Below are 14,627 nucleotides of genomic sequence, written 5' to 3' on the forward strand. Positions count from 1 at the left end.
TTGAAATGGGTAGTTGATAAAGGATCGGTGGTGCCCGACCAAAGCCGACTGTTCGGCCCGCTTCGGGCCTGTATACTTGCGGCCTATTTGAGGAGGGCTCCATGGTCGAACAAGTTGAACTGAATCGCCTCTTTTGGCACAGCCGTCGCGGCATGCTGGAACTCGACGTGTTGCTGGTGCCGTTCGTGAAAGAGGTCTACGCCAATCTGAACGAGGTGGATCGCGCGCTGTATGTCCGCCTGCTCGAGTGCGAGGATCAGGACATGTTCGGCTGGTTCATGGAGCGCAGCGAATCGGAAGATCCCGAGCTGCAACGCATGGTTCGCATGATTCTGGATCGTGTCCAGCCCAAGTAACACGTTCGAATGCCGCTGGCATGCCTCACGGCAGTTGCTGGCGGCGTATCTTCTGGCCCAGGCATTCGCGCTGGGTTCTTTGTTTCTGTTATCGATTCCATTCTGGGCCGGGTTGCTCGGGGCATTCGCGTGTCTCGCCCATGCTGCCTGGGTGTTGCCGCGGCAGATCCTGCTGAGTCATCCCGAGGCATTTTGCGGATTGCGTCGGGACGCCGATGGCTGGCAGCTGTGGAACAAGGCCGATGGCTGGCAAGCGGTGCAATTGCGCCCGGACAGCCTGGCGCTGCCACTGATCGTGGTGCTGCGCTTTCGATTGTGCGGTGAACGGCGGGTCAGGTCGTTCTGTATGCCCCGAGACTCGCAGGCGGCGGATCTGCACCGACGCCTGCGGGTACGCCTCAAGTTCAGCCGACGTAGGTGGGCGGCACCAGAATAGTGTCGAGCGCTTCGGGCAGCAGGTCCGGGTAGTCGAGGGTGTAATGCAGGCCTCGGCTCTCCTTGCGCTCCATGGCCGAGCGGATCATCAGTTCCGCTACCTGCGCCAGGTTGCGCAACTCGATCAGATCACGGCTGACTTTATAGTTGCTGTAGAACTCGTCGATTTCGTCCAGCAGCAGGCGCACGCGATGCTGTGCCCGTTGCAGGCGCTTGTTGGTGCGCACGATGCCCACGTAGTCCCACATGAACCGCCGCAATTCGTCCCAGTTGTGGGCGATGATCACGTCTTCATCGGAGTCGGTCACCTGGCTGGCGTCCCAGGCGGGCAGGGCGCGCGGGATCGCGACGTCGGGCAGTTGCTCGAGAATGTCCGCCGCTGCCGATCGGGCGTAGACGAAGCATTCGAGCAGCGAGTTGCTTGCCATGCGGTTGGCGCCGTGCAGGCCGGTGAAGCTGGTTTCGCCAATGGCGTACAGGCCGGGCACGTCGGTGCGGCCCTGTTGATCGACCATCACGCCGCCGCAGGTGTAGTGCGCGGCCGGTACGACCGGGATTGGCTGTTTGGTGATGTCGATGCCGAATCCGAGGCAGCGCTCGTAGACGGTCGGGAAGTGCGATTTGATGAAGGCTTCGGGTTTGTGGCTGATGTCGAGGTAAACGCAGTCGACACCCAGACGCTTCATTTCGTGGTCGATGGCTCGGGCGACGATGTCCCGTGGCGCCAGTTCTGCACGTGAGTCGAAGCGCTGCATGAAGCGTTCGCCGTTCGGCAGCTTCAAATGGGCGCCTTCGCCGCGCAGGGCTTCGGTTACCAGAAAGCTCTTGGCTTGCGGGTGATAGAGGCAGGTGGGGTGGAACTGGTTGAACTCCAGGTTCGCCACCCGGCAACCCGAACGCCAGGCCATGGCGATGCCATCACCGCAGGCACCGTCAGGGTTGCTTGTATATAGATAGACTTTGGCAGCGCCGCCGGACGCCAGGATCACGAAGCGTGCGCCGAAGGTATCGACTTCCCCGGTTTTGCGGTTGAGCACGTAGGCGCCGAGGCAACGTTCGCCTTCCAGACCCAGCCGGCGCTCGGTGATCAGATCGACCGCTACCCGCTGTTCGAGCAATTCGATGTTCGGGCGTTCTTTGGCCTGGGCCAGCAGGGTGGTGAAAATGGCAGCGCCAGTGGCATCGGCTGCGTGGATGATCCGTCGATGGCTGTGGCCGCCTTCGCGGGTCAGGTGGAATTCGAAACCGCCGTCTTCCGTGCCGGACTGTTCGTCACGAGTGAACGGCACGCCCTGGTCGATCAGCCACTGGATCGCTTCCTTGCTGTGCTCGACGGTGAAACGCACGGCGTCTTCATGGCACAGGCCGCCGCCGGCATTGAGGGTGTCATCGACATGGGACTCGACGGTGTCGGTATCATCCAGCACGGCCGCGACGCCACCTTGTGCCCAATAGGTCGAGCCGTTGGCGAGGTCGCCTTTGCTCAGTACGGCGATGCGCAAGTGACCGGGCAGGGTCAGCGCGAGACTCAAACCGGCAGCGCCGCTGCCAATCACCAGAACATCGTGTTGAAACTGTTGGCTCATTTCAGGATTCCGCTCAAAGCGACCCGGGTCGGGGTTGGCGCAGGACAGGCGGATGGGCGAGTCGAGACAGCCACACAGCCCACTAGTATATAGAGGGGTGGGGCGGCACAATAGCCGGGCCGATATGGCATTGTGAAACTACCGTGACGAAAAAATACCGACGCTTTGTCGGATGTTTTTTTCAGCGGTTTTGGGAAAAAGCGACTGTATCGCAGATGAAACACGCTTTTTCCGCTCACGGTTGCACAATGTCGGCGCGGCACGTCTATAAATATTTGGAACTTTTGCCAGAGGCCCAAGATCAATAGACAGTTGCCCGAAACAAGGGACAGTGTCGGCTTCAATGCGGAACCTGCGGTTGGGTTCTTGCCGGCGAGCCGATGACAAGATTATTCGCGCAGCCGGTTCATCCCGCGCTGCGTTTTTCGTGCGTGCCAAATCAGAGCCCGCAGGAAACTTGCTTGGAGGGGGAGAACTTTTGCGAAAAGCCCGAGTCTATGTTTGCAAGTCCGGTCGTTTGGTCATGCAAGCCTCCTCCGAGTTTATCGAGGAGTGTTCATGCTAACCCAGGAAGAGGATCAGCAGCTGGTCGAACGCGTTCAGCGTGGCGACAAGCGAGCTTTCGATCTGCTGGTGCTGAAGTATCAGCACAAAATTCTCGGGTTGATCGTGCGTTTTGTGCACGACACCCATGAAGCCCAGGACGTCGCACAAGAAGCCTTTATCAAGGCGTATCGAGCGCTTGGAAATTTCCGCGGCGACAGTGCGTTTTATACGTGGCTGTACCGCATCGCCATTAACACGGCGAAGAACTATCTGGTTTCACGCGGCCGTCGGCCGCCGGATAGCGATGTAAGTTCCGAGGATGCAGAGTTCTATGACGGCGATCACGGCCTGAAAGATCTCGAGTCACCTGAACGTGCATTGCTGCGGGATGAGATCGAAGGCACCGTCCATCGAACCATTCAGCAACTGCCAGAGGATTTGCGCACGGCGTTAACTTTGCGCGAATTCGATGGTCTGAGTTACGAGGACATCGCGAGCGTCATGCAATGTCCGGTTGGTACCGTGCGCTCCCGGATTTTCCGCGCCCGGGAGGCCATCGATAAAGCCCTGCAGCCGTTGTTGCAGGAAAACTAAAGACAGCGGCGACAGCCAAGAGAGGAACGCCATGAGTCGTGAAGCCCTGCAGGAATCGCTGTCCGCAGTGATGGATAACGAAGCGGACGAACTGGAATTGCGTCGAGTGCTCAACGCACTGGACGATGTTGAAACCCGTGAAACCTGGGCTCGTTATCAGATCGCTCGGGCAGCCATGCACAAGGATCTGTTGCTTCCACGTCTGGATCTTGCTGCGGCCGTTTCTGCTGCGCTGGAAGACGAAGCGACCCCTGCCAAAGTGTCCCGCGGCCCATGGCGCAGTCTCGGTCGTCTGGCCGTAGCTGCCTCGGTGACCGTTGCCGTACTGGCGGGTGTTCGCCTGTACAACCAGGACGAAATCGCTGGCGTCGAACTCGCTCAGCAATCCAACCAGCCAGTGCTGGCCACCCCTCAGGTCAAAGGCCCGGCGGTATTGGCAGGCTATAATGAGAGTTCGGAAGCTACTGGCCCAATGGCCAATGGCGTACTGCAAGGTCAGCCAGGCTGGCACGATCAGCGTCTGCCAGGTTACCTGCGTCAACACGCTCAACAGGCTGCCTTGAAAGGCACCGAGAGTGCGCTGCCATATGCACGTGCAGCAAGCCTGGAAAACCGTTAAGGGGGATCATGCGCGCCATACCTCTACTTTCGCTTCTGCTCAGCGGCTGGTTCATTGTTCCAGCCCACGCCGACGAGGCTCAGGACTGGTTGACCCGCCTGGGCCAGGCCGAGCAGCAGCAAAGCTTTCACGGCACATTCGTTTACGAGCGTAACGGTAGCTTTTCTACCCACAACATCTGGCATCGCGTCCAGAATGGCCAGGTCCGAGAGCGTTTGCTTCAGCTCGACGGTTCGGCTCAGGAAGTCGTGCGCATTGATGGGCATACTCAATGCGTCAGCGGCACCTTGATTGCGGGGCTGGGAGACTCTCCCAATTCCGCCGCTCGCCCTCTCGATCCTCAAAAGCTGAAGAACTGGTATGAGCTTGCCGTCATTGGCAAGTCGCGCGTGGCCGGGCGTGAAGCGGTGATCGTATCGCTGACGCCGCGGGATCAGCACCGCTACGGTTTCGAACTGCATCTGGACAAGGAAACGGGCCTGCCGCTCAAGTCGCTGCTGCTGAACGACAAGGGGCAGTTGCTTGAGAGATTCCAGTTCACGCGGCTGGATACCTCTGAAGTTCCATCCGATAAAGACCTGCAAGCCAACTCAGATTGCAAGACAGTCACCCTCGACAGCGACAAGGCGTCTGCGGTCAAGACCGCACAGGTCTGGCGTTCCGACTGGCTGCCTCCTGGCTTCGAGCTCACCAGCAGCTCCTCGCACAAGGATCCGGAAACCAAGACCCAGGTCAACAGCCTGATGTATGACGATGGTCTTGCCCGTTTCTCTGTCTTCCTGGAACCGCTGAACGGCGCAACCGTCACCGATACCCGGACTCAACTGGGCCCGACCGTTGCCGTATCCCGCCGTCTGACAACGCCTCAAGGCGAAATGATGGTGACGGTGGTTGGCGAGATTCCAATCGGGACCGCCGAACGGATTGCCCTGTCGATGCGCAATGATGGCGCTGCAACCAGCAAGCAGTGAGCTGATTCCAGCTATCTCCACTTCGTCGTCGAGACGTGAAATGTTTGCTGAGCATTTTCATTTGCAAAACACCCGAAAATTTTTTATAGGTCAGAGCCTCTCGGCTCTGGCCTTGTTTGTTGTTCCCGGAACAAAAATGCCGGCCTGTGGTTTCCGGTGTTCCTTGCTCCATATCGCTTAACCCTGCTCGTCGTAACGGGAGCTGTATGTCGATACCAAGCTTGAAGTCTTATCTCTCCATTTTCGCCACTGTGCTGGTGCTCGGTCAGGCTGTCCCTGCAGTCCAGGCGGCTGATGCAGCCAGTCCGGCCAACTTGCCGGATTTCACCCAGTTGGTCGAACAGGCCTCGCCTGCGGTGGTGAACATCAGTACCACGCAAAAGCTGCCGGATCGCAAAGTGAACCAGCAGATGCCTGACCTGGAAGGCTTGCCGCCGATGTTGCGCGAGTTCTTCGAACGCGGCATGCCGCCGCAACAGCGTTCTCCGCGTGGTGATCGCCAGCGTGAAGCGCAGTCGTTGGGTTCGGGCTTCATCATTTCGCCAGATGGCTACATCCTGACCAACAACCACGTGATCGCCGATGCCGATGAAATTCTCGTTCGTCTGGCTGATCGCAGTGAAATGAAGGCCAAGCTGATCGGCACCGACCCACGCTCCGACGTGGCGCTGCTGAAAATCGAAGGCAAGGATCTGCCAGTTCTCAAGCTCGGCAAATCCCAGGACCTAAAAGCCGGTCAGTGGGTCGTGGCAATCGGTTCGCCATTCGGCTTTGACCACACCGTGACCCAAGGCATCGTCAGTGCCGTCGGCCGCAGCCTGCCGAACGAAAACTACGTTCCATTCATCCAGACTGACGTGCCGATCAATCCGGGTAACTCCGGTGGCCCGCTGTTCAACCTGAACGGTGAAGTGGTCGGGATCAACTCGCAGATCTACACCCGTTCCGGTGGCTTCATGGGTGTGTCGTTCGCCATTCCGATCGACGTGGCGATGGACGTTTCCAACCAGCTGAAAAGCGGCGGTAAAGTCAGCCGTGGCTGGTTGGGCGTCGTCATCCAGGAAGTGAACAAGGATCTGGCCGAGTCGTTTGGTCTGGACAAACCGGCCGGTGCGCTGGTTGCGCAGATTCAGGATGACGGCCCGGCTGCCAAGGGCGGCCTGCAAGTGGGTGACGTGATCCTGAGCATGAACGGTCAACCGATCGTCATGTCCGCTGACCTGCCACATCTGGTGGGTGCTTTGAAGGCTGGCGCCAAAGCCAATCTCGAAGTGATTCGCGACGGCAAGCGCAAGAATGTCGAGCTGACTGTCGGCGCCATTCCGGACGAAGACAAGGAACTGGATGCCCTGCCGAAATCCGGTGCCGAGACCAACAGCAATCGTCTGGGTGTTTCGGTTGCCGAGCTGAGCGCCGAGCAGAAGAAAACCTACGACCTGAAGGGCGGTGTGGTGATCAAGGAAGTGCAGGATGGTCCTGCAGCCCTGATCGGTCTGCAGCCGGGCGACATCATCACCCACCTGAACAATCAGGCCATTGGTTCTTCGAAGGAGTTTGCCGAGATCGCCAAGGCGCTGCCGAAGAACCGTTCGGTGTCGATGCGCGTTCTGCGTCAGGGCCGTGCCAGCTTCATCACCTTCAAACTGGCTGAATGATCCAGTTGTCTAAGAAGTAAAAAGAAACCGCCTCGAAAGAGGCGGTTTTTTTGTGTCCGGAATTTGTCTCGGCGCGGGCTAACCCATCATGTCCTTGACCATGCGCTCTTGCTCCATCAGCTCGCGTTGGCGAGCGTCGATACGAGAGGATAACGGGAAGTTGCTGCCAGCCTTGCGTTTGGCGAAGTCCAGTTGCTGGATCGCCTGGCGATAATCGCCGACCAGCGCGAAATATTCGGCACGGGCTTGATGCAGGCCGATGATGTTGCCGGACAGTCCGCGAGTTTCTGCGACCTGATACCAGACATCCGGATCGTCCGGACGCGATTTCAACAAGCCTTCCAGCGCCTTCTCTGCATCGGCGGTGCGGTTTTGTTTCAGCAACAGATCCACGCGCACCTGATTCAGCGGGTAATTGCCAGGATACTGACCGAGCATCCGGTCAACCCGGGACTGGGCATCAGCCAGCTTATTGTTGGTGATGTCCAGATCGACCTGCGCCAGGTTGTAAATGATCTCGTTCGGCGATTTGGCCAGCAGTTGCGTGAGATTCTCCCGTGCTTCATTCAACTGACCGCCCTTGATCTGAGCGATCGCCAGACCGTAACGGGCCACGTCGTTTTTCGGGTTCTCATCCAGTTGCGCGCGGAAACGCTTGGCGCCAAGGCCCGGCGTTTCTTCATAGGTCAACTGCACCCGCGCGCGGATCAGTTGATAGCGCTTGCTGTCTTCAATGCCACCGGGTTTAGCCTGTTCAGCGCGGTTACGGGTGTCGGCGATACGCGATTCGGTGACCGGGTGAGTCAGCAGGAATTCCGGCGGCTTGGCGTCGAAACGATACTGGCGCATCAAACGCTCGAACATGGTCGGCATCGAGCGCGGATCGTAGCCTGCCTTCTCCAGGTTGAGGATGCCGATGCGATCGGCCTCCTGCTCGTTCTGACGCGAGAAGCGCCGTTGCTCCTGGATGGCCGCCGCTTGGGTGCCGGCAATCGCCGCGATGCCAGCGTCGCCCGCGCCGGCAGCGGCGATCACGATGCCGGCCAGCAGCGCCGCCATCATCGGCACCTGCATCCGCTGCGAGGCCTCGACGCCACGGGCGAAGTGGCGTTGGGACAAGTGAGCCAGTTCGTGAGCCAGTACCGAGGCATATTCGCCTTCGGTCTGCGCATTGAGGAACAAGCCGCCGTTGACCCCGACAATCCCGCCCGGTGCCGCGAAGGCGTTGAGCTGCGGGCTGTTGATCAGGATGAATTCAAGACGTCGGTCATTGACCTGGCTGGTTTCCACCAGCTTGTAGACGCTGGACTCGACGTAATCCTTGAGCTGTGGATCGTTGAGCTGCGAAACCTGGCTGCGCAGCAACGCCAGCCAGGCGCGACCCAATTGATATTCCTGTTGTGGCGAGACGATGGCAGAGCTGGCGTCACCGAGTGACGGCAGGTCGTCGGCGAAGCCCGGTGAGGCGAGCAGGCAAGCGAGCGTCAGCAGGGTAGGGCGCAGAAATGTCATGCACAAAGCCTTAGTCGACAAAGACCTTACTGTAGCCGGACACCGGGCCTGCGACCAGATATTCTAGGCAGCCTGACCATCTGATCCGGAGTGACGCATGACCGACGCTGTAGCCCATGACTGTGAACTGGACGCCAGTGGCCTGAATTGTCCGTTGCCGTTGCTCAAGGCCAAAATGGAGCTGAACAAGCTGCCCAGTGGCGCGGTACTCAAGGTGATTGCCACGGATGCCGGCTCGCAACGCGACTTTCGCACCTTTGCCAAATTGGCCGGTCATACGCTGCTGCGTGAAGAAGACGAGGCGGGTGTCTACCGTTACTGGCTGAAAAAAGCCTGAAACCGACCGCGTAAATGACCTAAGGAAAATTGATGTTCAAAGTGTTGCGCGACTGGATTCAGCGCTACTTCTCCGATGAGGAAGCGGTGGTGCTGGCGGTTTTGCTGTTTCTCGCCTTCACCGCGGTGCTGACGCTTGGCGGAATGCTCGCGCCGGTGTTGGCCGGGATGGTGCTGGCGTACCTGATGCAGGGGCTGGTGGTCACGCTCGAACGCTTGCGCGTGCCTGGTGGGGCGGCGGTCGGTCTGGTGTTTGCGCTGTTCATGGGCGTGCTGATGGTGTTCATCGTCGTGGTGCTGCCGTTGCTCTGGCATCAGTTGATCACCCTGTTCAACGAATTGCCGGGGATGCTCGCCAAGTGGCAATCGCTGCTGTTGTTGCTGCCCGAGCGCTATCCGCATCTGGTCTCCGACGAGCAGGTGCTGCAAGCGATCGAAGCAGCGCGAGGCGAGATCGGCAAGTTCGGCCAGTGGGCGCTGACGTTCTCGTTGTCGAGCCTGCCGCTGCTGGTGAACATCATGATCTACCTGGTGCTGGTGCCGATCCTGGTGTTCTTCTTTCTCAAGGATCGGGCAATGATCGGCGAGTGGGTGCGCGGCTATTTGCCGCGTGAGCGGGCGCTGATCACCCGGGTCGCCGAAGAAATGAACCGGCAGATCGCCAACTACATTCGCGGCAAGGTCATCGAGATCGTGATTTGTGGTGGCGTGACTTACATCGCATTTGTCGCACTGGGACTGAACTACGCGGCGCTGCTGGCCCTGTTGGTCGGCGTGTCGGTGGTGGTGCCGTATGTCGGGGCGGTGGTGGTGACCGTGCCGGTGCTGCTGATTGCGCTGTTCCAGTGGGGCTGGAGCGATCAGTTCATCTATCTGATGGCGGTCTACGGAATCATTCAGACTTTGGACGGCAACGTGCTGGTGCCGTTGCTGTTCTCCGAAGCGGTCAATCTGCACCCGGTGGCAATCATCTGCGCGGTGCTGTTGTTCGGCGGGTTGTGGGGGTTCTGGGGAGTGTTCTTCGCGATTCCGCTGGCGACACTGTTCAAGGCTGTGCTCGATGCGTGGCCACGCAAGGAGCCGGTGGTGGCGCCACTGCTTTGAGAATGAATCGGCGCCCGCAAGGGCGCCGACAACATCAGGCCTTGTTCAGCGCCTGAGCAGCAGCCAGCACTGCATCGACATGTCCTGGCACCTTCACGCCGCGCCATTCCTGACGCAGTACACCGTTCTTGTCGATCAGGAAGGTGCTGCGATCAACGCCCAGGTATTCCTTGCCGTAGAGTTTTTTCAGCTTGATCACGTCGAACAGCTGGCAGACGGCTTCGTCCTTGTCGCTGATCAGCTCGAACGGAAACTCCTGCTTGCACTTGAAGTTCTCGTGGGACTTCAGGCTGTCGCGGGAAATCCCGAAGATTTCCGTGTTGGCAGCCTTGAATGCCGCGTATTGATCGCGAAAGCCCTGGCCTTCGGTCGTGCAGCCCGGGGTGCTGTCCTTCGGATAGAAGTAGATCACCACTTGCTTGCCCTTGAGGGCCGACAGGCTGACAGTCTGCCCGCTGGTGGCAGGCGCTTCGAAATCCGTAACCGGTTGGTCGATGACAACGGCCATGAAAGCTTCCTTACATTGGGTTCTGTGGGCGCCAGGGTTCGATCAGTGCATCCAGGTTCATGGCGTCGGCGAAATCCAGGAACTGGTCGCGCAGCCAGCTGATCTGGGTGCCGGCGGGCAGGGTCACGGTGAACGTGGCGTTGAGCATGGTGCCGCCGGTCTGCGGTGCCTGATACGTATCGCACGTCAGGTTTTCCAGCTCGACATTGTGATCCATGAAGAACTGGCATAGCTCGTTGATGATGTCCGGGCGGTACGCCGAAGACACGTAAGCCACGTACGGCAGGGCTTGCGGACGGTTTTCCAGGGCGGCGCTGCGCACCACGTTGACGGTGAACGCATGACGCTTGGCCAGCACCGGCAGGCTGCCTTCAAGGCGAGCCAGGGCGTCCCAGCTGCCGGAGACTTCGAGCACCAGCGCGCTGCACTCGCCGTGGCGGGTCAGGCGCGAGGTGACGACCGCACAGCGGTTTTCATGGCTGGCGCGGCACAGGACGTTGGTCAGCTCCATGGGATTGGCGCCGAGGGCACTGATGACAAGGAATTGTTCGCGAACTGTGGGGGTGGACATGCAGCATTCCTAAAGCGATGAGCGGTCGGTAGGGAGAGGGCGTTGATTGCCGGGGCAATGACTGTCCGGAAGGCCCGATTCGTGTGGCGCTACGGCTCCATCAACAAGGAAGCGTACGGCAACGACACTGGAACGGGGCCCGGGAGGCCGAAACGGGAGACTGGAACCCGGCGTACAAGCTGATCAGTACCGATCAAAGTCTGAAGGGTAGCGAAAAGCGGCGCCAAGGGGAATGGCGGCACAGTACTTCGCTTGTGCAAGCATCTTGGCGCCAGTACCATTACCGCTCTCTTTTTCCGGCAGGAGCGGTTTCATGATTGCGGGCAGTATGGTGGCACTGGTCACACCCATGGATGCACAAGGGCGTCTTGACTGGGACAGCCTCAGCAAACTCGTGGACTTCCATCTCAAGAACGGCACCCATGCCATTGTCGCGGTCGGCACCACCGGCGAGTCGGCAACCCTTGATGTTGAAGAACACATCGCCGTCATCAAAGCCGTGGTCAAACAGGTTGCCGGTCGCATTCCGGTGATCGCCGGTACCGGCGCCAACTCGACCCGCGAAGCGGTCGAGCTGACCCGCAATGCCAAAGAAGCCGGCGCCGATGCCTGCCTGCTGGTAGTCCCGTACTACAACAAGCCGACCCAGGAAGGCCTGTACCAGCACTTCAAGCACATCGCCGAAGCGGTCGACATCCCACAGATTCTCTACAACGTTCCTGGCCGCACCTCCTGCGACATGCAGGCCGAGACCGTGATCCGCCTGTCCACCGTGCCGAACATCATCGGCATCAAGGAAGCGACCGGCGACCTGAAACGCGCCAAGGCGATCATCGACGGCGTGAGCAAGGACTTCATCGTGCTGTCCGGCGATGATCCGACCGCCGTCGAGCTGATCCTGCTGGGCGGCAAGGGCAACATCTCCGTCACCGCCAACGTCGCCCCGCGCGAAATGGCCGACCTGTGCGAGGCCGCGCTCAAGGGCGACGCCGAGACCGCACGGGCCATCAACGAAAAACTGATGCCGCTGCACAAGGACCTGTTCATCGAAGCCAACCCGATTCCGGTGAAGTGGGCTTTGGTCGAAATGGGCCTGATGCACCAAGGCATCCGCCTGCCGCTGACCTGGCTGAGCGCTCCTTGTCATGAAACGCTGCGCTCGGCCCTGCGCCAGTGCAACGTCCTGGTTTAATTGAGGAAGTACAACGCATGAAGCGAATGGCCGGACTTTCCGCACTTGCCTTGATTATCTCCAGCACCAGTGGCTGCGGATGGATCTGGGGCCCGGAAGGTTATTTCCGTGACCGTGGTAGCGATTACCTGGAAGCGCAACAGACTGCACCGATGCAACTGCCACCGGATGTCAGCACCTCCAAGCGCCTGGATCCGCTGCTGCCGATCCCGCGCAACGTGGCCGACGACACCGCCAAGGGTGAATACATCGTTCCGCGTCCTCAACCGCTGTCGACCGTTGCCGATGCCAGCGATTACTCGCTGCAGAAAAGCGGTGATTCGCGTTGGGTCATGGCCCAGCACCCACCGGCCGAAGTCTGGCCAGTGGCGGTGCAGTACTTCCAGGACAACGGTTTCCGTCTGGATGAACAGCGCCCGCAAACCGGCGAATTCACCACCACCTGGCAGCATTCCGACGAACTGTCCGCCGCCATGGCCAAGCGCCTGAGCGCCGCCGGCGTCAGCACCGACAGCGAAACCCGCGTGCGGGTGCGCATCGAGCCAGGCGTGCAGCGCAACACCAGTGAAGTCTATGTGGTCAGCGCCGAGCGTCCTGCCGGCAGCACCGCCAATGTCGATTTCACCAACCGTTCGGTCAACACTGGCCTGGACGCTGCGCTGGTCGACGACATGCTCGCAAGCATGAGCCGTACCTCCGAGAAGGGTGGTTCGGTGTCGATGCTGGCTTCGCGTGATTTCGATACCCCGAGCCGTGTCAGCCTGAGCGAAGACGGCAGCGGCAACCCGGTACTGAACGTCGGTACGGACCTGGATCGTGCCTGGTCGAGCGTCGGTCGTGCGCTGGAACAGGGCGAATGGCGCGTTGAAGACATCAACCGCAGCCTGGGTCTCTACTACATCAACTTGTCCGAAAAGGCCGAGAAGAAAGACGAGAAGCCTGGTTTCTTCAGCAGCCTGTTCGGCAGCGCGCCGACCAAGGAAGAAGTTGAAGCCCGCGCCGAGCGCTATCAGGTTCGCCTGAGCAAGGTCGGCGAGAACGTGCAGGTGACCGTCGAGAAAAACATCAACACCGTTGCGCCGGCCGATGTGGCCCGCAAAGTGTTGAGCGTGATTCAGGACAACCTGGGCTGATCCAATGCGTTTTGCCGTTCTCGGCAGCGGTAGCCAAGGGAACGGCACGCTGATCGCCAGTGCTGATACGTATGTGCTGGTGGATTGTGGTTTTTCCCTGCGGGAAACCGAAAAACGCCTGTTGCGCCTGGGTGTGAACCCGGCGCAACTGAGCGCGATACTCGTAACCCACGAACATGCCGACCACGTGCATGGCGTGGGTTTGCTGTCTCGGCGCTACAATCTGCCTGTCTACCTCAGTCGCGGCACACTGCGCGGGATGCGCAAACCGATTGAACCTGCCGGTTTCGTGACCGGTGGCGAGCAACTGCAGATCGGTGCTCTGAACATCGGGGTCATTGCCGTGGCCCATGATGCGCAGGAACCGACCCAGTACGTATTCAGTGACGGTGAGCGGCGCTTCGGCCTGCTGACTGACCTGGGCTCTTACTGCGAGCGGGTGCTGGACGGCTATCGGGACCTCGATGCGTTGATGATCGAGTCCAACCATTGTCGCGACATGCTGGCCCGTGGTCATTACCCTTACTTTCTCAAGCAGCGGGTGGGCGGCGAGCTGGGACATTTGAACAACCATCAGGCGGCATTCCTGGTGGCCGAGTTGGGCTGGCAAGGCCTGCAACACCTGGTCCTGGCCCATCTGAGCAGCAAGAACAACATGCCGCAGCTGGCCCGGCAATGTTTTGTCGACACCCTCGGGTGCGACCCGGACTGGCTGCAACTGGCCGATCAAGATTCAGGGCTCGACTGGCGCCACATCGCCTAGCCCATCTACTTAGCAAGCGGAGCCCATCATGGAAAAACGTGAAGAACTCTACCGCGGCAAAGCCAAATCGGTTTACAAGACCGACGACGCTGACCGCTTGATCCTGCTGTTTCGCAACGACACTTCGGCGTTCGACGGCAAGCGCATCGAGCAGCTCGACCGCAAAGGCATGGTGAACAACAAGTTCAACGCCTTCATCATGCAGAAACTCGAAGCGGCCGGCATTCCGACCCAGTTCGACAAACTGCTGGCCGACAACGAAGTGCTGGTGAAAAAACTCGACATGATCCCGGTCGAGTGCGTCGTGCGTAACTACGCCGCCGGCAGCCTGGTCAAGCGTCTGGGCGTCGAGGAGGGCATGAAGCTCAACCCGTACACCTTCGAACTGTTCCTGAAGGACGACGCCAAGGGCGACCCGTTCATCAACGAATCCCACGTCGTTGCCTTCGGTTGGGGCACCGCCGAGCAACTGGCGCGCATGAAAGAACTGTCGCTCAAGGTCAACGAAGTCCTGAGCAAACTGTTCGACGACGCAGGCCTCTTGCTGGTGGACTTCAAGCTTGAATTCGGCGTGTTCAGCGACGGCTCCATCGTCCTGGGCGACGAGTTCAGCCCGGACGGCTGCCGTCTGTGGGACAAGGACACCAAGAAGAAGATGGACAAGGACCGCTTCCGCCAGGGCCTCGGTGACGTCATCGAAGCCTACGAAGAAGTCGCCAACCGTCTGGGCGTACCGCTTTAATCGA

16 protein-coding genes are annotated in these 14,627 nt (G+C 59.7%); 12 read left to right on the forward strand and 4 right to left on the reverse strand.

Annotated elements, in window-relative coordinates:
* The first annotated feature begins 101 nt into the window (after positions 1–101).
* Both ABTV87_RS06935 and ABTV87_RS06940 read left to right on the forward strand, forming a co-directional pair.
* Positions 102–356, forward strand: coding sequence for a succinate dehydrogenase assembly factor 2 (locus tag ABTV87_RS06935; protein WP_007957989.1), 255 nt, complete (start codon positions 102–104; stop codon positions 354–356).
* Positions 340–792 carry a protein YgfX gene (locus tag ABTV87_RS06940; RefSeq protein WP_085605537.1) on the forward strand — a complete coding sequence of 151 codons (453 nt, stop codon included), beginning with the start codon at positions 340–342 and terminating at the stop codon, positions 790–792. Before ABTV87_RS06935 ends, ABTV87_RS06940 begins: the two co-directional genes overlap by 17 nt.
* On the opposite strand, the gene nadB is transcribed toward ABTV87_RS06940, so the two are convergent.
* Entirely contained in the window at positions 761–2,377 is a 1,617-nt protein-coding gene (gene nadB, locus ABTV87_RS06945; protein ID WP_007957994.1) for an L-aspartate oxidase, read from the reverse strand. The two genes, ABTV87_RS06940 and nadB, sit on opposite strands and share 32 nt — an antisense overlap.
* A gap of 558 nt (positions 2,378–2,935) precedes the next feature.
* Between nadB and rpoE the strand changes: the two genes are divergently transcribed.
* The 4 genes from rpoE (at position 2,936) to ABTV87_RS06965 (ending at position 6,762) form a co-directional block, all read left to right on the forward strand.
* Positions 2,936–3,517, forward strand: a complete 582-nt coding sequence (gene rpoE / locus ABTV87_RS06950) for an RNA polymerase sigma factor RpoE (protein ID WP_003172477.1) — start codon at positions 2,936–2,938, stop codon at positions 3,515–3,517.
* Between the two features lie 31 nt (positions 3,518–3,548).
* Positions 3,549–4,136 (forward strand): sigma-E factor negative regulatory protein, encoded by a 588-nt coding sequence (locus ABTV87_RS06955; RefSeq protein WP_011332903.1) that lies wholly within the window; start codon positions 3,549–3,551, stop codon positions 4,134–4,136.
* 8 nt (positions 4,137–4,144) lie between these two features.
* On the forward strand, positions 4,145–5,107 hold the full coding sequence (locus ABTV87_RS06960; RefSeq protein WP_007958001.1) for a MucB/RseB C-terminal domain-containing protein: 963 nt from the start codon (positions 4,145–4,147) through the stop codon (positions 5,105–5,107).
* A gap of 206 nt (positions 5,108–5,313) precedes the next feature.
* Positions 5,314–6,762: a DegQ family serine endoprotease gene (locus tag ABTV87_RS06965; protein ID WP_007958003.1), complete on the forward strand. Its 1,449-nt coding sequence runs from the start codon at positions 5,314–5,316 to the stop codon at positions 6,760–6,762.
* Positions 6,763–6,840: 78 nt separating this feature from the next.
* Here ABTV87_RS06965 and ABTV87_RS06970 read toward each other — a convergent pair whose 3' ends face one another.
* Entirely contained in the window at positions 6,841–8,274 is a 1,434-nt protein-coding gene (locus tag ABTV87_RS06970) for a M48 family metalloprotease (RefSeq protein WP_433899170.1), read from the reverse strand.
* 97 nt (positions 8,275–8,371) lie between these two features.
* On the opposite strand from ABTV87_RS06970, the gene ABTV87_RS06975 reads away from it, so the two are divergent.
* Positions 8,372–8,611, forward strand: a complete 240-nt coding sequence (locus ABTV87_RS06975) for a sulfurtransferase TusA family protein (RefSeq protein ID WP_007958011.1) — start codon at positions 8,372–8,374, stop codon at positions 8,609–8,611.
* A 32-nt stretch (positions 8,612–8,643) separates the two neighbouring features.
* Entirely contained in the window at positions 8,644–9,714 is a 1,071-nt protein-coding gene (locus ABTV87_RS06980; RefSeq protein ID WP_007958012.1) for an AI-2E family transporter, read from the forward strand.
* Positions 9,715–9,748: 34 nt separating this feature from the next.
* Here ABTV87_RS06980 and ABTV87_RS06985 read toward each other — a convergent pair whose 3' ends face one another.
* Entirely contained in the window at positions 9,749–10,222 is a 474-nt protein-coding gene (locus tag ABTV87_RS06985) for a peroxiredoxin (protein ID WP_064594118.1), read from the reverse strand.
* Between the two features lie 10 nt (positions 10,223–10,232).
* A complete protein-coding gene (locus tag ABTV87_RS06990) occupies positions 10,233–10,793 on the reverse strand; it encodes a glycine cleavage system protein R (RefSeq protein WP_007958014.1) in 561 nt (186 codons plus the stop codon).
* 313 nt (positions 10,794–11,106) lie between these two features.
* Between ABTV87_RS06990 and dapA the strand changes: the two genes are divergently transcribed.
* From dapA to purC, 4 genes are read left to right on the forward strand one after another with little or no spacing between them, the layout of a single operon-like run.
* A complete protein-coding gene (gene dapA, locus ABTV87_RS06995; protein WP_007958015.1) occupies positions 11,107–11,985 on the forward strand; it encodes a 4-hydroxy-tetrahydrodipicolinate synthase in 879 nt (292 codons plus the stop codon).
* 17 nt (positions 11,986–12,002) lie between these two features.
* Positions 12,003–13,118 carry an outer membrane protein assembly factor BamC gene (gene bamC / locus ABTV87_RS07000; RefSeq protein WP_011332910.1) on the forward strand — a complete coding sequence of 372 codons (1,116 nt, stop codon included), beginning with the start codon at positions 12,003–12,005 and terminating at the stop codon, positions 13,116–13,118.
* A 4-nt stretch (positions 13,119–13,122) separates the two neighbouring features.
* The gene (locus tag ABTV87_RS07005; RefSeq protein ID WP_433899171.1) at positions 13,123–13,881 is read left to right on the forward strand and encodes an MBL fold metallo-hydrolase; all 759 of its coding nucleotides are present in this window, start codon (positions 13,123–13,125) and stop codon (positions 13,879–13,881) included.
* A gap of 28 nt (positions 13,882–13,909) precedes the next feature.
* Complete coding sequence (gene purC, locus ABTV87_RS07010; RefSeq protein ID WP_007958019.1) at positions 13,910–14,623, forward strand: phosphoribosylaminoimidazolesuccinocarboxamide synthase; 714 nt, start codon at positions 13,910–13,912, stop codon at positions 14,621–14,623.
* Positions 14,624–14,627 lie beyond the last annotated feature (4 nt).

This window comes from Pseudomonas sp. PSE1(2024), from assembly GCF_050990555.1.
Taxonomy (GTDB): domain Bacteria; phylum Pseudomonadota; class Gammaproteobacteria; order Pseudomonadales; family Pseudomonadaceae; genus Aquipseudomonas; species Aquipseudomonas aphyarum.